At 64.5% G+C, this 18,935-nt stretch carries 17 protein-coding genes; 16 read left to right on the top strand and 1 reads right to left on the bottom strand.

What is annotated here, in order from left to right; genetic code table 11:
• Positions 1-13 precede the first annotated feature (13 nt).
• From narI to LWH48_RS05880, 9 genes are all read left to right on the top strand, one after another.
• Entirely contained in the window at positions 14-691 is a 678-nt protein-coding gene (gene narI, locus LWH48_RS05920) for a respiratory nitrate reductase subunit gamma (protein ID WP_161431666.1), read from the top strand.
• A gap of 12 nt (positions 692-703) precedes the next feature.
• Positions 704-1,528: a peptidylprolyl isomerase gene (locus tag LWH48_RS05915; protein ID WP_232911834.1), complete on the top strand. Its 825-nt coding sequence runs from the start codon at positions 704-706 to the stop codon at positions 1,526-1,528.
• Between the two features lie 104 nt (positions 1,529-1,632).
• Positions 1,633-2,238 carry a molybdenum cofactor biosynthesis protein B gene (gene moaB / locus LWH48_RS05910; protein WP_232911833.1) on the top strand — a complete coding sequence of 202 codons (606 nt, stop codon included), beginning with the start codon at positions 1,633-1,635 and terminating at the stop codon, positions 2,236-2,238.
• Positions 2,235-3,485, top strand: coding sequence for a molybdopterin molybdotransferase MoeA (locus LWH48_RS05905; RefSeq protein WP_232911832.1), 1,251 nt, complete (start codon positions 2,235-2,237; stop codon positions 3,483-3,485). The genes moaB and LWH48_RS05905 overlap by 4 nt, the downstream gene beginning before the upstream one ends.
• On the top strand, positions 3,445-4,188 hold the full coding sequence (locus LWH48_RS05900; RefSeq protein WP_161431662.1) for a Crp/Fnr family transcriptional regulator: 744 nt from the start codon (positions 3,445-3,447) through the stop codon (positions 4,186-4,188). The genes LWH48_RS05905 and LWH48_RS05900 overlap by 41 nt, the downstream gene beginning before the upstream one ends.
• Positions 4,189-4,259: 71 nt before the next feature.
• Positions 4,260-5,237 (top strand): GlxA family transcriptional regulator, encoded by a 978-nt coding sequence (locus tag LWH48_RS05895; RefSeq protein WP_232911831.1) that lies wholly within the window; start codon positions 4,260-4,262, stop codon positions 5,235-5,237.
• 222 nt (positions 5,238-5,459) lie between these two features.
• A complete protein-coding gene (locus tag LWH48_RS05890; protein ID WP_232911830.1) occupies positions 5,460-6,668 on the top strand; it encodes a M24 family metallopeptidase in 1,209 nt (402 codons plus the stop codon).
• A 66-nt stretch (positions 6,669-6,734) separates the two neighbouring features.
• Positions 6,735-7,493, top strand: a complete 759-nt coding sequence (locus LWH48_RS05885) for a creatininase (protein ID WP_232911829.1) — start codon at positions 6,735-6,737, stop codon at positions 7,491-7,493.
• Positions 7,494-7,576: 83 nt separating this feature from the next.
• On the top strand, positions 7,577-9,265 hold the full coding sequence (locus LWH48_RS05880; protein ID WP_232911828.1) for a BCCT family transporter: 1,689 nt from the start codon (positions 7,577-7,579) through the stop codon (positions 9,263-9,265).
• A 116-nt stretch (positions 9,266-9,381) separates the two neighbouring features.
• Here LWH48_RS05880 and LWH48_RS05875 read toward each other — a convergent pair whose 3' ends face one another.
• Positions 9,382-10,245: a LysR family transcriptional regulator gene (locus LWH48_RS05875; RefSeq protein ID WP_232911827.1), complete on the bottom strand. Its 864-nt coding sequence runs from the start codon at positions 10,243-10,245 to the stop codon at positions 9,382-9,384.
• 268 nt (positions 10,246-10,513) lie between these two features.
• Between LWH48_RS05875 and LWH48_RS05870 the strand changes: the two genes are divergently transcribed.
• The 7 genes from LWH48_RS05870 (at position 10,514) to LWH48_RS05840 (ending at position 18,933) form a co-directional block, all read left to right on the top strand.
• Positions 10,514-11,224: a sodium:solute symporter family transporter gene (locus tag LWH48_RS05870; protein WP_232911826.1), complete on the top strand. Its 711-nt coding sequence runs from the start codon at positions 10,514-10,516 to the stop codon at positions 11,222-11,224.
• A 39-nt stretch (positions 11,225-11,263) separates the two neighbouring features.
• Positions 11,264-12,409: an RNA-guided endonuclease InsQ/TnpB family protein gene (locus LWH48_RS05865; RefSeq protein WP_232911825.1), complete on the top strand. Its 1,146-nt coding sequence runs from the start codon at positions 11,264-11,266 to the stop codon at positions 12,407-12,409.
• A 56-nt stretch (positions 12,410-12,465) separates the two neighbouring features.
• On the top strand, positions 12,466-13,290 hold the full coding sequence (locus LWH48_RS05860; RefSeq protein WP_232911824.1) for a sodium:solute symporter family transporter: 825 nt from the start codon (positions 12,466-12,468) through the stop codon (positions 13,288-13,290).
• A 181-nt stretch (positions 13,291-13,471) separates the two neighbouring features.
• Positions 13,472-14,500 carry a GlxA family transcriptional regulator gene (locus LWH48_RS05855; protein ID WP_232911823.1) on the top strand — a complete coding sequence of 343 codons (1,029 nt, stop codon included), beginning with the start codon at positions 13,472-13,474 and terminating at the stop codon, positions 14,498-14,500.
• A 202-nt stretch (positions 14,501-14,702) separates the two neighbouring features.
• Positions 14,703-16,217 (top strand): Na+/H+ antiporter NhaC, encoded by a 1,515-nt coding sequence (nhaC, locus tag LWH48_RS05850; protein ID WP_232911822.1) that lies wholly within the window; start codon positions 14,703-14,705, stop codon positions 16,215-16,217.
• Positions 16,218-16,330: 113 nt separating this feature from the next.
• Positions 16,331-17,632 (top strand): serine hydroxymethyltransferase, encoded by a 1,302-nt coding sequence (gene glyA / locus LWH48_RS05845; RefSeq protein ID WP_232911821.1) that lies wholly within the window; start codon positions 16,331-16,333, stop codon positions 17,630-17,632.
• A 50-nt stretch (positions 17,633-17,682) separates the two neighbouring features.
• Entirely contained in the window at positions 17,683-18,933 is a 1,251-nt protein-coding gene (locus LWH48_RS05840) for a sarcosine oxidase subunit beta family protein (RefSeq protein WP_232911820.1), read from the top strand.
• The last annotated feature ends 2 nt before the right edge of the window (positions 18,934-18,935 follow it).

The following is an 18,935-nucleotide window of genomic DNA, read 5'->3' as shown; positions in this document are numbered from 1 at the left end:
ACGGAGACCCGTCATGAACTACTTCAACACGCTGCTGTTCGGGCTCTACCCCTACCTGGCCGGTACCGTCTTCCTGATCGGTAGCCTGCTGCGCTTCGACCACGGCCAGTACACCTGGAAGACCGGCTCGAGCCAGATGCTGACCTCGAAGAACATGCGTCGGGCCAGCAACCTGTTCCATGTCGGCATCATCGTGATCTTCTTCGGCCACCTGGTGGGCCTGCTGACCCCGCACTGGGTCTATTCGCCCTTCATGAGTGCCGGAACCAAGCAGGTGATCGCCATCCTGATCGGCGGCATCGCCGGGGTGATGTGCCTGGTGGGTGGCGTGATGCTGGCCCATCGCCGCATCACCAACCCGCGGGTGCGCGCCTCCTCGAGCCCGATGGATACCTTCATCATCGTGTTGCTGGTGGTGCAGGTCTCGCTGGGTCTGCTGACCATCATCCCCGCGCTGGGTCACCTGGACGGCGGCGTGATGATCCAGCTCGCCCACTGGGCACAGTCCATCGTCTTCTTCCAGGGCGGTGCGGCCACCTACCTCGAGGGCGTGGGCTTCATCTACAAGCTGCACATCCTGGTGGGCCTGACCATCATCCTGGTCTTCCCCTTCACCCGCCTGGTTCATGTCTGGAGCGTGCCCTTCGGCTACGTGACCCGTCGTTACCAGCTGGTTCGCAAGCGGGGTTGAGGAGTCATCACCATGCAGAAGATCGATATCGAGATGATCCCGGGGGGGGCTACCACGCCCCCGCCCATCCGGGTCGGCGAGGCCACCATCGCGGAGGCCGACATCGCCCAGGAGATGCAGTACCACCCGGCGGACAGCGCCGGCACCGCCCAGCTCAAGGCCGCCCGTGCGCTGGTGGTGCGCGAACTGCTGCACCAGCGCGCCGCCGCCCTGGGCCTGGCCGATGCCGACGGCACCGATCTCGACGAGAACGATGCCGCCATCGCTGCCCTGCTTGAGCAGGAGCTGGACGTGCCCGAGCCCTCCGAGGAGGACTGTCGGCGCTTCCATGCCACCCACGCCGAGCGCTTCAGCGAACCCACGCAGCTGCAGGTGCGCCATATCCTGCTGGCCGCGGCGCCGGACGACGCCGAGGCCCGGGATGCCGGCTATCGCCTGGGCGAGAAGCTCATCAAGCAGCTGGGCGAACACCCCGAGCGCTTTACCGAGTTCGCCCAGCGTCACTCCGCCTGTCCCTCGAAGGAGGAGGGCGGTGAGCTGGGCTGGCTGGCGCCGGGGCAGACCGTGGCCGAGCTCGACGGTGCCCTGCAGCACCTGCCCGAGGGGCTCCACGACCGGCCGCTCGCCTCGCGCTACGGCTGGCATGTGGTCAGCATCGACCAGCGTGTCGAGGGTCGCGAGCGCCCCTACGAGCAGGTGGCCGAGTATGTGCGCCACAGCCTGCGCGAGCAGTCCACCCGTCGTGCCCTGCGCCACTACCTGATGGCGCTGCAGGCCGAGATCGGCGTCGAGGGGATCAGTCTCGACGACGAAAGTGGCAGCGCCCTGATGCAGTAGCCGGATGAAGGGGGCCGCCTGGCCCCCTTTTCGGTGTTCTCGCCTTTTCCTTTCCTCGCCATTCATGCACCGCTCGCCCGCCGGCGGGCGGTGAGGAGGACCCCATGGCTCACGTTCACGCCAATACTCCCTTCGCCCCGCTGGGCATCGCCGTGCTGACCGTCTCCGACACCCGCGGTTTCGACGAGGACGGCAGCGGCGACCTGCTCTCCGCGCGTCTCACCGAGGCCGGCCATGCCCTGGTCGAGCGGCGCATCGTCCCCGACGACGTCTACCGCATCCGTGCGGTGGTCTCGAAGTGGGTCGTGCGCGACGACATCCAGGTGGTACTGGTCAACGGCGGCACCGGCTTCACCCTCCGCGATACCACTCCGGAGGCGCTGGCGCCGCTGTTCGACAAGGCCATCGACGGCTACGGCGAGCTGTTCCGCCACCTGTCGTTCCAGAGCATCGGCACCTCCACCGTGCAGTCCCGGGCGGTGGCCGGGCTGATCGACCGTACCCTGGTCTTTGCCATGCCCGGCTCGCCCAAGGCCTGTGCCACCGCCTGGGATGGCATCCTCGCCGAGCAGCTCGATGCGCGTACCCGGCCCTGCAACTTCGTGGCCATGGTGCTGCCCCAGAGTGCGGGCTGTGCCAGCCGCCAGCAGGAGCCGTCGACCAGCGAGGCGCTGATCGAGACGGAAAGCGACGAGGAGGTCGATGCATGAACTGTGGCTGCGCGGAGGTGGTCACTTCCGGTCTGCTCGACCTTTTCGATGCCCGTGAACGCATGATCGCCGCCGCCCGTCCGGTGGAAGGGCACGAGCGGGTGGCGCTGGGTGACGCCGAGGGGCGGGTGCTGGCCGATGATGTTGCCGCGGCCCTGGACCTGCCCGGCGTCGACAACAGCGCCATGGACGGCTATGCCCTGCGCCTGGCCGAGCTTTGCCCCGCGGGCCTGCCGGTGATGCTGCGCGTGCCGGCCGGTGCCGGGGTGATGCACCTGCCCGAAGGCGGCTGCGCGCGTATCTTCACCGGCGCCCCGGTGCCCATCGGCGCCGACGCCGTGGTGCCCCAGGAAAAGGTGCGTCTGGATGCCGAAGGCCGGGTGCACGTCGAGGGAGAATTCGCCGAGGGGGCCAATATCCGCCGCCGGGGCGAGGAGAGCCGCGCTGGCACGCCGCTGCTCTCCGCCGGCACGCGCCTCGAGGCCGCTGCCATCGCCCTGCTGGCCAGCCACGGTATCGCCGAGGTGACGGTGAGGCGCCGCGTGAAGATCGCGCTGTTCTCCACCGGCGACGAGCTGATCGAGCCGGGCGAGCGCCGTGCGCCGGGCCAGATCTTCGACAGCAACCGGGCGATGCTCAAGGCGCTGATGGCCCACCCGGGCGTCGAGCTCATCGACCAGGGCGTGCTTCTTGACGATCCGCTTGACCTGCATCAGGCCCTGGGCCGGGCCCGGGACGAGGCCGATCTGGTAGTCTGTAGCGGCGGTGTATCGGTGGGTGAGGAGGATCATGTACGCCCCGCCATCGAACGGCTGGGTGGCATCGCCTTCCATGGCGTGGGCATCAAGCCCGGCAAGCCCTTCGCCCTTGGCTTCCTGGGCGATTCGCTCGCCGCCGGAACACCGCTGATTGCCCTGCCGGGTAATCCGGTGGCTTCGCTGGTGGGCTGGCAGTTCCTCGCCCTGCCCCTGGTGCAAGGCCGCCAGGGGATGACGCCGCCGGCACTGCAGCGCTTTCCGGTCACCGCCGGCTTTTCGCGGCGCGGGCCGCGTGGTCGCCGTGAACTGCTGCGGGTCGTGCTCGACTGGAGCGACGGCACGCCGGTGGCACGCCTGGCCGGCGGCCAGGGATCACATATGCTGAGTGCCGCCAGCCAGGCCCATGGCTACCTGCTGGTCGACGCCGACACCGATGTGGAGGAACAACATGCCTATGGATACTGCCCAGCCGCCCAGTTCGGCCGCTGACCTGCTGTTCAAGCCGCGCCAGCTGCGTGACCTGGTGCGCGGCGTGCCGTGGCTGGGTGCGCTCTCCGACGAGGAGATCGAGGCGCTGCTCGAGGACTGCGAGCCGCGCACCCTGGCCAGCCGTGAATGGCTGTTCCGCCAGGATACCCCTGCCGAGTGGCTGCATATCGTGATCAGTGGTGCGGTGCGCCTGGTACGCAGTGCCGGGGACGGACGCCTGGCTACCATCCGCTGCGTGGAGCGTGGCGGCACCCTGGGCGAGCTGAGCATGGTCTCCCGGGAGGGCATCTACCTCTACTCCTCCGAGGCGCTGCGCCGCACCCATGTGCTGTCGATTCCCGCCGAACGCTGCCGCGAGGCCATGGATCGCCACCCCGAGTGCCGCGCCGAGTTCATGAGCCGTCTGGCGCTGGAACTCACCGACCGGCTCGAGGACCTGGCGCTGCTGACCCAGGGCGACGCCATGTCGCGGCTGGTCAGCTATGTGCTGCGCCAGCTGCCGTCGGGGCGTGGCAAGGAGCCCCGGGTGGTGCGCCTGACCATTCCCAAGCGCTGGCTAGCCGCTCAGCTGGCCATGACTCCGGAGACCCTCTCGCGCCTGCTGGCCAAGCTGCGCGACAGCGGCGCCATCAATATCGACCGCCAGCGGCTGGTGGTGCTCGATGAGCAGAAGATGCGCGACCTGATGATGACCGACGACTGAGCCATGGCACTGCCCGTGGCGGGAAGCATCAGGCGCGTGATCGCAGGCTGACGGACGGGGAGCGAGACGGCGTGCGACTGGACTACACGGGCCCGCTGCCCGAGCAAGTGGGTTTTCTGCTGCTGCCACAGTTCTCGATGATGGCCTTCTTCGCCGCGGTGGAGCCGCTGCGCATCGCCAACCGCATCAGCGGTCGGCCACTATTCGACTGGACCCTGATCAGCGTCGACGGTGAGCCTGTCACCGCCAGCAACGGCATGACCCTGCTCGCCGACCGTGCCATCGACGCGGTTCACCATCTTCCCTCGCTGGCGGTATGCAGCGGCTTCGCGCCCGAGGCGCTGCTTACCCGGCCGCTCATGGCCTGGCTGCACCGCCTGGACCAGGCCGGCTGCACCCTGGGCGGGCTCGATACCGGCTGCTTCCTGCTCGCCGCCGCCGGCCTGCTGGAGGGGGAGCGGGTCACCCTTCACTGGGAGAGCCTGCCCGCCTTCCACGAGCGCTTTCCCGCCATCCCCACCAGCGATGAACTGTTCGAGCTCGGTCCGCGGCGCTTCTCCTGTGCCGGTGGGGCCGCCGCCATGGACATGGCGCTGGAAGTGATCGCCCGCCGCCACGGCACCCGACTGGCCGTGGATGTCTCCGAACAGCTGATCCACGAGCGCCTGCGCAGCCGCAGCGACCAGCAGCGCATGACGCTGGCCCGTCGCCTGGGCACCCACAACCGCCGTCTGGTACAGGCGGTGGCGCTGATGGAGCGCTACCTGGAAGCGCCGCTGCCGCTGGCGGAGATCGCCGCGCGCTGCGGGGTCTCGCCCCGCCAGCTGCAGCGGCTGTTCGAGCAGCATCTCTCCACCACGCCGCGCCGCTGGTACCTCGGCCTGCGCCTGGAGCGCGCCTATCACCTGCTGACCGAGACCGACATGGAGGTGCTCGCCATCGGCCTGGCCTGCGGCTTCGCCTCCGGCACCAGCTTCTCCCGCGCCTTCCGCGAGCGCTACGGTTATCCGCCTGGGGAGGCGCGGCGGCGCGCGGGTCACCGCCCCTGACGGCATTTGTCGAAAATATAACTTACTGAAATAAAAGCGTATTGACCGCGCCAATGCATGCATTTGCACTAGTCATTGGTCCCGCGGGGTGCCTCTGGCCATATTCGAATCACCAGCAGTCGACACAACACTGACAAGTGAAGGGGAGAGCGGCCGACACCGACAGGGCCGCGGACGCCCCGGCTGGTGAGTCGATCCCACGGACCCAGAGGAGACAACAACATGCAACTGCCGTCACTGATCGAGATTCCCAACGGCGACAAGGTCGTCCCGACCTTCTCCGACGCCGAGATGCAGGGCCGCCTGGCGCGCCTGCGCGACTACATGGCCCAGAACGATGTCGATGCGGTGGTGCTGACCTCCTACCACAACATCAACTACTTCAGTGACTTCGTCTACTGCAAGTTCGGCCGCGACTACGGCCTGGTGGTGACCCAGGATCGCTTCACCACGGTGACCGCCAACATCGACGGCGGCCAGCCCTATCGTCGCAACCGCCTGGGCGACAATATCGTCTACACCGACTGGCAGAAGGACAACTTCTTCAAGGCCGTCAAGCAGCTGTGCGAAGGCAAGCGCCGGGTCGCGGTCGAGTTCGACCACATGACGCTGCAGAACAAGCAGAAGCTGGTGGATGTGCTGGGCGACGTGGAACTGGTCGATGCCGGCGCGCCCACCATGAAGATGCGCATGATCAAGTCCGACGAGGAGATCGCGCTGATCCGCCAGGGCGCACGCATCGCCGACGTGGGTGGTGTGGCCGTGCGCGATGCGATCTACGCCGGCGTGCCGGAGTACGAGGTGTCGCTGGCCGGTCAGGCAGCCATGGTGCGCGAGATCGCCAAGACCTACCCCAACAGCGAACTGATGGACACCTGGGTATGGTTCCAGTCCGGTATCAACACCGACGGTGCCCACAACCCGGTGACCAGCCGCCGCGTTCAGCCCGGCGATATCCTCAGCCTCAACACCTTCCCGATGATCTCCGGCTACTACACCGCCCTGGAGCGTACCCTGTTCCTCGGTCACGCCTCCGATGAGCACCTGCGCCTGTGGGAAGTGAACTGCGAGGTCCACCGCCGCGGCCAGGAGCTGATCAAGCCCGGTGTGCGCTGCTGCGACATCGCCCACGAGCTCAACGAGATCTTCGCCAAGCATGACCTGCTCAAGTACCGCACCTTCGGCTACGGCCACTCATTCGGCACCCTGAGCCACTACTACGGCCGCGAGGCGGGCCTGGAGCTGCGCGAGGATATCGAGACCGTGCTCGAGCCCAACATGGTGGTCTCCATGGAGCCGATGATCATGGTGCCGGAAGGCCAGCCGGGTGCCGGCGGCTATCGCGAGCACGACATTCTGGTGGTCAACGAGCACGGGGCCGAGAACATCACCGGCTTCCCGTATGGCCCGGAGCACAATATCATCAAGTAAGATGTTGAATATAAAGGGGGAGCTTGGCTCCCCCTTTCTTGACGATAGCGTGCCGGGAGCAACGAGATGAACAGTGTCAAGATAGAGAACCTGGACTGGATGACCTACAAGGCCCTGACTGAAGATGGGCAGTGCCGGATCATCCTGCCGGTGGGTGCCATCGAGCAGCATGGCCCACACATGTCGCTCAATCCCGATGTGCTGATCCCCAGCCATATCGGCGAGCAGGTGGCGTCGCGCGGCGACAACATGCTGGTCGCACCCCCCATCAGCTACGGCTACAAGTCACAGGTGAAGTCCGGCGGCGGCAACTTCTTCCCGGGAACGACCTGTGTCTCGGGGGCTTCACTCGAGAACTATGTCTTCGATGTGCTGCAGGCCTATGTCAATCACGGCAACCGTGAATTCATCCTGATCAACGGCCACTTCGAGAACTCCATGCACCTCTGCGAGGCGGCCGACCGGCTGGTCAACAAGTGCCGGGCGGAGGGAATCTCGATCAGGATCTACCTGCTCTCCTACTGGGACTTCATCAGCGACGAGACCGTTGCCAAGGTATTCCCGGATGGCTTCACCGGCTGGGCCGTGGAGCATGGTGGGGTGCTGGAAACCTCGATCATGCTGAAGATTCATCCCGAACTCGTCGACATGTCCAAGGCCGTCGACGTGGAACCGGCCAGCTTCCCTCCCTACGACGTCTTTCCTCCTGACCCGAGCTGGGTGGCGCCCTCCGGCACCCTCTCATCGCCGCTGAAGGCAACGGCCGAAAAGGGGGAGCTGATCCTTGAAGAGTGCATCTCGGGAATCGTATCGCACTTGAACTGAATCACTGGTCAGGCGCCTCGAGAGAGCCTCGGGGCCCGAGATATCAAGGACGATGCCAAGTACAACAATAGTGAGGTACAAAGATGCCTAAGAAAGAACCGGTCGCGGTCCCGCGATTCACGGGGCGAGACCTGCCCCCCGTCGGGCGACTGGTCATCCAGTTTGCCCCGCCCATCGCCATCATCGCGCTGATCGTGATGGTGCTGCGCAACCCCGATGGCGTCGCCTCGGTCATCTTCGACCTGCGCACCTATGTCACGGGTGGCTTCACCTGGCTGTTCATCCTCTACTCGCTGTTCGCCGTGGCGGTGTGCGGCTGGCTGGTATTCAGCAAGGTGGGCAACCGGGTCAGGCTGGGTGGCCCCAAGGCGAAACCCGAATACAGCAACTTCGCCTGGTACTCCATGCTCTTCGCCTGTGGCCAGGGCATCGGCCTGATCTTCTGGTCGGTGGCCGAGCCGATCATGCTGCGTGACGAGAGTCCGGTCTTCCAGGCGATGGAAGGCAACGTGGCGGGCGGCGGCATCGTCTGGGCCTATTTCCACTGGGGCTTCACCGCCTGGGCCATGTACTGCGTCGTCGCGGTGTGTCTCGCCTATTCTCACCACAACCTGGGCAAGACCCTGACCTTCCGCGAGGCGACGGTGGACCTGCTGCCGCGCTGGGCGCGGGGCGGAGCCGGCGTGGTGGTGGAACTGCTGGCGATCATGGCGACTATCCTGGGCCTCTCCACCTCCTTCGCCTTCGCCGCCATGCAGTTTACTGCGGGCCTGACGTCATTCACCGGCGTGACCTCCGGGCCGACCATCTGGCTGTTCGTCATCGTGGGCCTCGGTACCGCCGCCGCGATCTCGGCGTTCTTCGGCATCAGCAAGGGGATGCGCCTGATCAGCGAGACGAACTCCATCCTCAGCGTCGTGCTGGTGGTGGCCGCCTTCATCTTCGGCCCCACGCTGTTCATCATCTCCAATGTCACCCAGACCTTCGGCTCCTACTTCGCCAACTTCGTGCCCATGAGCTTCTGGACGGATGCACCGAGCACCGCCGAGCCGCTGACCTCCTGGCAGCAGAGCTGGAATGGCTGGTGGACGGTGTTCATCTGGTGCTGGGTGATCGCCTTCTCGCCCTTCGTGGCCGGCTTCATCGCCCGTATCTCCCGGGGGCGTACGCTGCGCGAGTTCGTCATCGGCGTCACCGTGATCCCCTCCCTGATCGTGATGCTGTGGATCGGTGTGCTGGGCTCCGCGGCCATCTACTACGACGACAAGAGCGGACGCGGCATCACCGATGCGGTGAATGCGGATGTCGCCAGCGGCCTCTTCGCCATGCTGGAATCCATCCCGGTGGTGGGCAGCCTGCTGCTGGTGGTGGCGACGGTGCTGGTGGCGACCTACTACGTGACCTCCCTGGACGCCGGTACCTACGCCCTGGCGGACTTCGTCTCGGCGCCCAAGCGGGCGGGTGCCTGGTTCCGCGTGGTGCTGGTGCTCAGCATCGGCGCCGTGGCCACGGTGCTGCTGACCCTCGGTGGCAGTGGAGTGGTCGATACGGTCCAGACCGGCACCATCATCGGCGCCTTCCCGTTCTCCATCGTGATCCTGCTGATGATCATCAACACCATTCGCCGCCTGCTCAATCGCGACCAGGCGACCAGGGAACTCGAGAAGGTGGTCAATGATCCCGACCCCAATGTGAAACTCGAGGTCGACGGCGAAGGGGAGGTACAGGCAGTCTCCGGCGACAACCTGAAGCCCAGCGTTTCAGGCACCTGACGGCCCTGTCCCCACCCGCCAGGGGGCACGCTCGAGGCGGCGTGCTCACTTAAGACAGCAGGCCTGCCGGTCATCCCCCTGACCGGCAGGCCTGCTTGCGTTGCGCCGGTCGCCGCTTACAGGTTGGCGATCCCGGATCTCAGGAAGTCCAGCACGTGGCGCGAGGCGATGTTGAGCTCGGCTTCCTTGTAGTAGAGGCCGATGCAGACGCGCTCCAGGGCCGGCAGGGCCGCCGTGCTTTCGGCATGCCTGAGATGGTCCGGTATGACGGAGCGTGCCATGGCGGTGATGCCGAGCCCCTCTTCCACGGCGGAGAAGATGCCGAGCAGGCTGGTGCTGGTGTACATGAAGCGATAGGGGTGCTGCTGGGCCTGCAGTGCCTCCTCCATGATCGAGCGATAGACACACCCCTGGGGGTAGGCGATCAGGGGAATCGGCTCGTCGTCGCAGCTGGCCTGATAGCCCTCCTTGAAGACCCACTCGAGGCTCTCGAGTCGGTAGTCCCGCGCGTCCCTGTCCTCGCTCGCCTTGGCCCGCTCCATGGCCAGGGCGATGTCGTAATGTCCCTTCTGATAGCGCTGTAGTATCACCTTGCTGATCTCGCAATCCACCTCGACGATGATATTGGGGTAGACCCGCGACAGGTTTCTCAGCGCCTTGGCCAGGAACGCCAGCTCGAAGTCGTTGGGGATGCCGAGGCGTACCTTACCCGAAATGTTGTCACCCCTTACCTTGGCGATGATCTGGTCATTGATCTCCAGCATCTGCCTGGCGGCACGGTAGAGATATTCGCCATCCTCGGTCAGCTCCAGGCTGGAGCCCCTGAGGAAGATCTTGGTGTCGAGGATCTCTTCCAGCTTCTTGACCTGCAGGCTGATGGCCGGCTGAGACCGGCCCAGCAGCTCGCCCGCGCTGGTAAAGCCGCCCAGGTCCTTGATGGTGACGAAGGTCCTCAACAGGTCAGTGGGAATATTGGTCATTGCAGGGCCATTTCATTATTTGATCGGGACATCAGCTTTACAAATTGGCGCTCTACTTTATCTGAAATACCTTGGTAATGCTGGCTTAAAAACAACGATCCAGTCCCTCCTTTATGGCAAGTCAAAAACAAGAGGCTAAGCAGATGAATTCCTGGGTATTGACCACTTTTCTTATATTGACATGCTATATGTTAATTCACTCCGGGGCCGCCTATCTCCGCAGGGAGCTGAAGAGAAAGTCGGCGGCTCAGCAGGTGAGGAAGTGACCATGGATGCCTACAAGATGTTCAACTGGGGGCTATTGATCCTCACCTTCGGCCTGCTGATCTACCTCGGCTTTCTCTCCTCGAAATACATGAACAAGAGCGACGAAGGGGGATTTCTGGTCGCGGGGCGTTCGTTGGGTGCCTTCGTTGCGGCCGGTACCATCGTCGCCACCGGTTTCAGCGGCTGGGGCTTCATGGGGTCACCCGGCGTCACCTACCAGTTCGGTGCCATCGAGGTGCTGGGCAACTTCTTCTTCGCCCCGGCAATGATGATCGCGGTGCTCTACTTTGCGCGATTCCTGCAGCGCCGGGCAATCGAGATGGGCAGCAACACCATTCCCGAGTATATCGCCCAGAGCCATGGCGGCGGTGCCATGGGGCGGGCGCTGCAGGGGGTGGCGGGGTTCATCACCATCCTGCTGCTGTTGGTCTTCCTGACCAGTCAGATCAAGGCCGTGGGTCTCCTGGGTGCCAGCTGGCTGGGCATCGAGCTCAACCAGAGCGCCTTCCTGATGGTATCGGTAATCATCATCTATACCATGCTGGGCGGCCTGGCCGCGGTGGCCTGGACCGATACGGTGATGGTCTGCGGCATGGCACTTGCGGCCGTGATCATCATCAGGTTTTGCGCGAGATACCCGGTACTTCTAGTGCCGGGAGGGATAGCGCGTCGTCCGCAAGGACGACCCTGTTCTCGCTGCCTCCTTCTTTGATGGTTGCTATCTGTGCATGGTTGTTTATACAGTATGCGTATGACAAAACGCGCTTACCGATACCGCTTCTATCCGACGCCTGAGCAAGAACAGCTTCTTGCTCGGACGTTTGGCTGTGTGCGTTTCGTCTACAACGCGGTGCTTCGCTACCGCACCGATGTCTTCCATGAGCGGCGCGAAAGAATTGGCTATGTGGCCGCGAACGCTGAGCTGTCGCGGATGAAGAAGTCCAGCGAGACCGCGTTTCTCAACGAGGTCAGCTCGGTGCCACTTCAGCAGTGCCTTCGCCACCAACAGACGGCCTTCAAGAACTTTTTTGAGGGTCGTGCCAAGTACCCGAACTTCAAGAGCAAGCGGCACCGCCAGTCGGCGGAATTTACGCGCTCGGCGTTCAAGTACCGTGACGGAAAGCTGTTTATTGCCAAGTGCAAGGAGCCGCTCCCGGTGCGTTGGAGTCGCGAGCTGCCCAGCGAACCGACTACCATCACCGTGTCCAAGGACTCGGCAGGCCGCTACTTCGTCGCGTGCCTGTGCGAGTTCGACGCCGAGTCGCTGCCCGTGACCGCGAAAATGGTGGGCATCGACCTCGGTTTGAAAGACTTGTTCGTCACCAGCGACGGGCATCGAATCGGCAATCCCCGCCACACGGCGAAGTACGCGACCCGTCTGGCCAAGGCCCAACGTCGGCTGAGCAAGAAGATGCTCGGCTCGAAGAACCGTGCCAAGGCCAGGCAGAAGGTCGCTCGCCTTCACGCCAAAATCTCCGATTGCCGGATGGACCGCTTGCACAAGCTGTCCCGCCAGATTGTCAACGAGAACCAAGTGATCTGCGTCGAGTCCCTCAAGGTGAAGAACATGCTGCACAACCGCTCGCTGGCCAAATCGATCAGCGATGCCGGCTGGGGCGAGTTCGTCCGGCAGCTGGAGTACAAAGCAGCCTGGGCGGGCCGGCAGGTGTCGGCGATCGACCCGTGGTATCCCTCCAGCAAGCGCTGTTCCGGCTGCGGGCATGTGATGCCCGAGATGCCGTTGCAGGTTCGTGCCTGGATGTGCCCCGAATGCGCAGCCGAACACGACCGCGATATCAACGCCGCGGTCAACATCAAAGCCGCCGGGCTGGCGGTGTTAGCCCTTGGAGAGAATGTAAGCGGCATGGAGCCAGCTTCCGTGTCCGATTCTCGGTGAATTGGGAATCTCCGTCCTTCAGGGCGGGGGCAGTCAAGATCCAGATCTTTACCTCGGTGGATCTCGGAACCTGGGAGACCTCCCTCAACGCCATCGATCCTGAGCTTCTGAATCCTACCACCGGGGCCCATTATGGCGACAGCACGGCGACGGTGTTCCTGGTGCTGCCCTATGCCTTCCTGTTCGCCGCGGTCCTGCCGTTCATGGCAATACGCTTCCTGGCCTTCAAGCCGGACGTCAAGCTGCACAAGGCGGGCGTCTATGTGGCGATCCTGGGGGCCCTGTTGAGCCTGGTGCCGCTTGTCGGCCTCTATATGCGGGCACAGATGCCGGACCTGGCCGACCCTGACAATGCCATGCCGGCCTATCTCGAACACTTCATGCATCCGGCACTTCAGGGCTTTATCACCCTGTTTATCCTGTTCGCCATAAAGTCCACTGCGAACTCGCTGCTGCATACCGTGGCCTCGGCGACTTCCCATGATCTGCGGCTTGCCCTGTTCAGCAACCTTCTCCATAGCCAGCGGCTGGTGCTGTGGGTCAATCGTCTGGCCGTCGTGGTCCTGGGTATCGTCGCCTTGTTGATGATGCTCTACGCGCCGCCCTTCATGCTCTCCTGGCTGGGCATCCTCGGCACCGGCACCCTGCTGGCCAGTATGATCGGTCCGGTATTTATCTCCACCTTCTGGCAGGGTAGCGCCTGGGGCGCCCTGGTTGCCATGCTGGCTGGCTTCGGCACCAGCGGCTACATGATGCTGTTCGCCGATGTGGGCTGGTTGATCGGGCCGCTGACAGGCTGTGTGGTATCCTCGATCTGCTATGTGGGGGTATCGCTGGTGACGCCCCGTTCCCGGTTCAATGGCTCGGCGGTGCACTCCTAAGCCCGTTTGTTCGATACCATGGCGGCGCCCGCAGAGTCTGCGGGCGCCGCTGTTTGTGGTGTAGGTGTAGATGCGGGACGGGCCGACTGGATGGTTGCCTCAGGACCTGGCGGGGTAGAGTGGAGCCTGGGCCTTGATCATCCTGGCGGCTTGTTTCGCCACCCAGATCCGGACAAAGTTAATGAGCACACACTTGGAGGACGAACCCCTCTCGGTCGGCTTCGTCCTGCTGCATCGCTTCACGTTGATGCCATTCGCCGCCTTCGTCGACTGCCTGCGCCTGGCGGCCGATGAGGGGGATCGTAGCCGCCAGGTGCGCTGCCACTGGACCTTCATGAGCAGCGCCGGCGAGTCGGTGCTCTCCAGCAGCGGTGCCGCCATCTCTCCCTGCGAGCGGTTCCGGGATCCCGCCGAGTTCGACTATCTGGTGGTCGTCGGAGGCGTCCAGCACGAGGGTGATCCGCGTGACACCGCGGCCCTGGCCTACCTGCGCCAGGCAACCGAGGCCGGGGTGACGCTGGTGGGGCTGTGTACCGGCGTGTTCGCCCTGATCCAGGCCGGGGTGATGAAGGGGAGGCGCTGCTGCGTTAGCTGGTACCACCATCGCGACATGGCCCAGCGTTTCCCGGCCATCGAGCCGGTGGCCGATCGGCTGTTCATCGATGATGGGGATCGCCTCACCTGTGCCGGCGGCGCGGCAGCGGCCGACCTGGCGGCGTACCTGGTCGAGCGCCACCTCGGCAAGGCCTGGGCCATGAAGAGCCTCAACATCATGCTCCTCGATGAGGCGCGGGCGGGAACCCACCCACAGCCCCAGCCGGTGGTGTTCGGCAAGATCGAGGACCGCCTGGTGCGGCGTGCCATCACCGTGCTCGAGCAACACCTGGGGGAGGCGATACCAATGGAGGTGCTGGCCGAGCGGGTCGGCACTTCGCGTCGCCACCTGGAGCGCCGCTTCCGAGCGACCCTGGGCGTCGGTCCCCAGAAGTTCGCCAGGGAGCTGCGCCTGCGCTATGGCCTCTGGCTGCTTCACTACACCGGCAAGAGCATCACCGAGATCGGCGAACGCTGCGGTTTCGCCGATACTGCCCACTTCTCGCGCCACTTCCGCAGCACCTTCGGTGCCACGCCGTCGGAAATGCGCAAGCGAGCCGCTTCGCCGGGAAGCGATCCGGTCGACCCCTTCTTCCTGCATATCAGCGACGCCTGATGCCCGCCATATCTGTACGACTAAAGGGTGATTCGGCTCCTTGAAGCACCGATTCGATGCCGTTTCGGTGACTTCGTTCTTGGATCATGTCGCATACGTTCAATTATATCTCGCCTCCATTGGCTATTAATGGCTAGCGGTGGCGGCCGTCGTGATGCCTGCTGCGAGCCGCCGACAAGAATAACCATCCGGAGAAGGCGAGATGATGGACACAACCAAGCCCCGCATCGGGCTGCAATGGGCCCTGCTGCCCATTCTTTTGACTTTTATCGTGCTGGGTATCCAGCTGTTCGTGTTTGATACCTTTACCCCGCACGTCCCTCTGGTACTGGGCATCGGGTTTGCCGCCCTGGTCGGGCGCTTGAACGGCACCTCCTGGAAGGACATGGAGGAGGGCATGCTGCATGTGGTCAGCGTTGGCCTGCCGGCCATCGGTATCCTGATCCTGGTCGGCATGCTGACCGGCGTGTGGATCGCCAGCGGCACGGTACCCTCGCTGATCTACTTCGGCCTCGAACTGATCAGCCCCCAGTTCTTCCTGGCGGCGGCGGCCCTGCTGTGTGCCGTCGTGTCCGTGTCACTCGGCACCTCCTGGGGCACCGTCGGCACGGTGGGCCTGGCCCTGATGGGGATCGGCGCCGGGTTCGACATCCCAGTCTACTGGACAGCCGGCGCCGTGGTCTCGGGCGCCTTCTTCGGCGACAAGGTCTCCCCGCTGTCGGATACCACCAATCTGGCGCCAGCGGTCACCGGCGTGAATCTCTTCGATCACATTCGCAACCTGGCCCCCACCACCCTGCCCGCCATGCTGATCGCCCTGGTGATCTACCTGCTGGCCGGCTTCAACCTGGTGGGCGACGAGTCGGCTTCCCTCGCCCGGATCGCTTCCATCAACAACGGCTTGTCCGAACACTTCATGCTCTCCTGGTGGACGGTGCTGCCGGTCGTGCTGGTCATCGGCATGGCCGTGATGCGCTTGCCGGCGATTCCGGTGCTGTTTGCCGGCGTCATCCTGGGTGGCCTGGCGGCCATGGGCTTCCAGGGGGCCGAGGTGAAGCACCTCTTCGCCTACGCCTTCTCCGGTTACGAGATCGCGACAGGGGTGGCAGAGATCGACGGGCTGCTCAATCGCGGCGGCATCCAGTCCATGACCTGGGTAATTACCCTGCTGCTGATCGCCCTCTCCTTCGGTGGCGTCCTGGAAAGCACGGGGTCCATGCGGGCGATCCTCGATGCGGTCGTCAAGCGCATCAGGAGCTTCGGTGGCCTGCAGACCTCGGCGATCGGCAGTTCCATGGTGACCAACGTGGTCGCCGGTGACCCCTACCTCTCCATCGCGTTGACGGGGCGCATGTTCGGGCCGGCCTATCGTGGCATGGGCTACTCGATGCTCAACCTGTCCCGTGCCACCGAGGAGGGCGGCACTCTGGTCTCCCCGCTGGTGCCGTGGAATGCCGGCGGCGCCGTGGTCATCACCTCGCTGGGGCTCGGTGTCTATAGCGGAAACCCTGTTGACCTTCTCTACATCCCCCTGGCCTTCGCCTGCTGGCTCTCCCCCCTGATCGGCATCCTCTATGGATGGACCGGATGGTTCTCGCCCCTGGCGAGTGACAAGGAAAAGCAGTCCTGGGCCGAGCAAGGGGAAGAGGTCATGGAGTTCGACTCCTGGGGCAAGCAGAGCGAGCGCTTCAACGCGGACATTTACCGGGTCAACTGAGCGCCTTATCCGGACATTGGGATTTCAAATTTTCCCCATGACAGGCGTACCGATAGATTCCGGTCATGGGGTTTTGAAAAACGAACAATGAGCGACAACAACAGGAGAAACTCATGAATCACGCCTCTCTCACCAGCTACGATTCCCAGGTCGCCGCCGCCATCGCCGACGAGGTGGCCCGCCAGGAGGCCCACGTCGAGCTGATCGCCTCCGAGAACTACGCCAGCCGTGCGGTGATGGAGGCTCAGGGCACCCAGCTCACCAACAAGTATGCCGAAGGCTACCCGGGCAAGCGCTACTACGGCGGCTGCGAACACGTCGACGTGGTGGAGCAACTGGCCATCGACCGCGCCTGCGACCTGTTCGGTGCCGACTACGCCAACGTCCAGCCCCACTCCGGCGCCCAGGCCAACGCCGCGGCCTTCATGGCCCTGGTCAAGCCCGGCGATACCGTGCTGGGCATGAGCCTGGCCCACGGTGGCCACCTGACCCATGGGGCGGCGCCGAACTTCTCCGGCAAGCACTACCACGCCGTGCAGTACGGCCTGAACCCGGAGACCGGCGAGATCGACTACGCCGAGGTCGAGCGTCTGGCGAAGAGCCACAAGCCGAAGATGATCATCGCCGGCTTCTCCGCCTATGCCCGCGTCGTCGACTGGCGTCGTTTCCGCACCATCGCCGACGAGGTAGGCGCCTGGCTGATGGTCGACATGGCCCACGTGGCAGGCCTGGTCGCCGCCGGCCACTACCCGAGCCCGCTGCCCCACGCCCATGTGGTCACCACCACCACCCACAAGACCCTGCGTGGCCCGCGCGGCGGCCTGATCCTCTCCGCCACCGGCGATGCCGATCTCTACAAGAAGCTCAACGGCGCGGTCTTCCCCGGTCAGCAGGGCGGCCCGCTGATGCATGTCATCGCCGCCAAGGCGGTGGCCTTCAAGGAGGCCATGAGCCAGGAGTTCGTGCAGTACCAGCGGTGTGTCATCGACAACGCCCGCGCCATGGCCGATGTCTTCCTGGAGCGTGGCTATGACGTCGTCTCCGGCGGCACCGACGACCATCTCTTCCTGGTCTCGCTGATCAAGCAGGGAGTCACCGGCAAGGACGCAGATGCAGCACTCGGCCGCGCCCATATCACCGTCAACAAGAACGCCGTGCCCAACGACCCGCAGAGCCCCTTCGTCACCTCTGGGTTGCGTATCGGCACCCCGGCGGTCACCACCCGCGGCTTCGACGAGAGCGAGTGCGGCGACCTGGCGGGCTGGATCTGCGACATCCTTGATGTGCTGGCCGAGCAGGGCAACACCGACGCCGTAGAGGCCGAGGTGCGCGAGAAGGTCGCCGCCCTCTGCGAGCGCCATCCGGTCTACGGCGATGCCGCCCCGGCTGCGGTACGCGAAACCGCTACCGCCTGAACCCGCAAAGGATCGGCCCCGCCAGGCGGGGCCGGCCGAGGAGGAACAAGATGCAACGCTATTCAGGCTTCGGGCTGGCGAAACATGCGCTCAGCCACCACGAGAACTGGCAGCGCCAGTGGCGCAACCCCACGCCCAAGAAGCAGTACGACGTGATCGTCGTCGGCGGCGGCGGCCACGGCCTGGCCACCGCCTACTATCTGGCCAAGAACCACGGCATCACCAACGTGGCAGTGCTGGAGAAGGGCTGGCTGGGGGGCGGCAATACCGCGCGCAACACCACCATCGTGCGCTCCAACTATCTGTGGGACGAGGCGGCACGTCTCTATGACCACTCGCTGGATCTGTGGAAGGGGCTGTCCCAGGACCTCAACTACAACGTGATGTTCTCCCAGCGTGGCGTTATGAACCTGGGGCACACCCTGCAGGACATGCGTGACATCCAGCGTCGAGTGCATGCCAACCGGCTGAACGGTGTCGACAGTGAGGTGATCTACCCCGACCAGATCAAGGAGATCGTGCCGGTCATCGACACCTCCAAGCGTGCCCGCTATCCGATCCTTGGGGCCTCCTGGCAGAAGAGTGCCGGCGTCGCGCGCCACGATGCGGTGGCCTGGGGCTACGCCCGGGCGGCGGACGCCCTGGGGGTGGATATCCTGCAGAATACCGAGGTCACCGGCTTCAAGATTCGCGATGGCCAGGTGTATGGCGTGCATACCAATCGCGGCGATATCGAATCCAAGACCATCGGCTGTGTCACGGCGGGCAACTCCGGCGTGGTGGCCAAGATGGCTGGCCTCACGCTACCGCTGGAGTCGCATCCGTTGCAGGCGCTGGTCTCCGAGCCGCTCAAGCCGGTGCTCGATACCGTGGTGATGTCCAACCACGTGCATGGCTATATCAGCCAGACCGACAAGGGTGACCTGGTCATCGGCGCCGGTATCGACGGTTACCTGGGCTACGGCCAGCGCGGCAGCTACTCCACCGTGGAGCACACCCTGCAGGCCATCGTCGAGATGTTCCCGATCTTCTCGCGGGTGCGCATGAACCGTCAGTGGGGCGGCATCGTCGACACCTGTGCGGATGCCTGTCCGATCCTCTCCAAGACCAAGGTCAAGGGGCTGTTCTTCAACTGCGGCTGGGGCACCGGTGGCTTCAAGGCGACACCCGGCTCCGGGCATGTGTTCGCGGCGAGCCTCGCCAAGGGCGAGATGCACCCCATCGCTGCGCCGTTCTCCATCGACCGCTTCAACACCGGCGCCCTGATCGATGAACATGGCGCCGCCGGCGTCGCGCACTAAGG

The sequence above is a fragment of the Halomonas sp. G15 genome (assembly GCF_021282295.1).
In the GTDB taxonomy this organism is placed as follows: Bacteria; Pseudomonadota; Gammaproteobacteria; order Pseudomonadales; family Halomonadaceae; genus Halomonas; species Halomonas alimentaria.
The sequence above is the reverse complement of the archived record's forward strand: the minus strand, read 5'-3'. Positions and strand labels throughout refer to the sequence as shown.

What these genes read in the sequence shown, in the direction of transcription:
- narI (WP_161431666.1), top strand. Translation starts at nt 14, where the DNA reads ATGAACTACTTCAACACGCTGCTGTTCGGGCTCTACCCCTACCTGGCC.
- LWH48_RS05915 (WP_232911834.1), top strand. Translation starts at nt 704, where the DNA reads ATGCAGAAGATCGATATCGAGATGATCCCGGGGGGGGCTACCACGCCC.
- moaB (WP_232911833.1), top strand. Translation starts at nt 1,633, where the DNA reads ATGGCTCACGTTCACGCCAATACTCCCTTCGCCCCGCTGGGCATCGCC.
- LWH48_RS05905 (WP_232911832.1), top strand. Translation starts at nt 2,235, where the DNA reads ATGAACTGTGGCTGCGCGGAGGTGGTCACTTCCGGTCTGCTCGACCTT.
- LWH48_RS05900 (WP_161431662.1), top strand. Translation starts at nt 3,445, where the DNA reads ATGCCTATGGATACTGCCCAGCCGCCCAGTTCGGCCGCTGACCTGCTG.
- LWH48_RS05890 (WP_232911830.1), top strand. Translation starts at nt 5,460, where the DNA reads ATGCAACTGCCGTCACTGATCGAGATTCCCAACGGCGACAAGGTCGTC.
- LWH48_RS05885 (WP_232911829.1), top strand. Translation starts at nt 6,735, where the DNA reads ATGAACAGTGTCAAGATAGAGAACCTGGACTGGATGACCTACAAGGCC.
- LWH48_RS05880 (WP_232911828.1), top strand. Translation starts at nt 7,577, where the DNA reads ATGCCTAAGAAAGAACCGGTCGCGGTCCCGCGATTCACGGGGCGAGAC.
- LWH48_RS05875 (WP_232911827.1), bottom strand. Translation starts at nt 10,245, where the DNA reads ATGACCAATATTCCCACTGACCTGTTGAGGACCTTCGTCACCATCAAG.
- LWH48_RS05870 (WP_232911826.1), top strand. Translation starts at nt 10,514, where the DNA reads ATGGATGCCTACAAGATGTTCAACTGGGGGCTATTGATCCTCACCTTC.
- LWH48_RS05865 (WP_232911825.1), top strand. Translation starts at nt 11,264, where the DNA reads ATGACAAAACGCGCTTACCGATACCGCTTCTATCCGACGCCTGAGCAA.
- LWH48_RS05855 (WP_232911823.1), top strand. Translation starts at nt 13,472, where the DNA reads ATGAGCACACACTTGGAGGACGAACCCCTCTCGGTCGGCTTCGTCCTG.
- nhaC (WP_232911822.1), top strand. Translation starts at nt 14,703, where the DNA reads ATGATGGACACAACCAAGCCCCGCATCGGGCTGCAATGGGCCCTGCTG.
- glyA (WP_232911821.1), top strand. Translation starts at nt 16,331, where the DNA reads ATGAATCACGCCTCTCTCACCAGCTACGATTCCCAGGTCGCCGCCGCC.
- LWH48_RS05840 (WP_232911820.1), top strand. Translation starts at nt 17,683, where the DNA reads ATGCAACGCTATTCAGGCTTCGGGCTGGCGAAACATGCGCTCAGCCAC.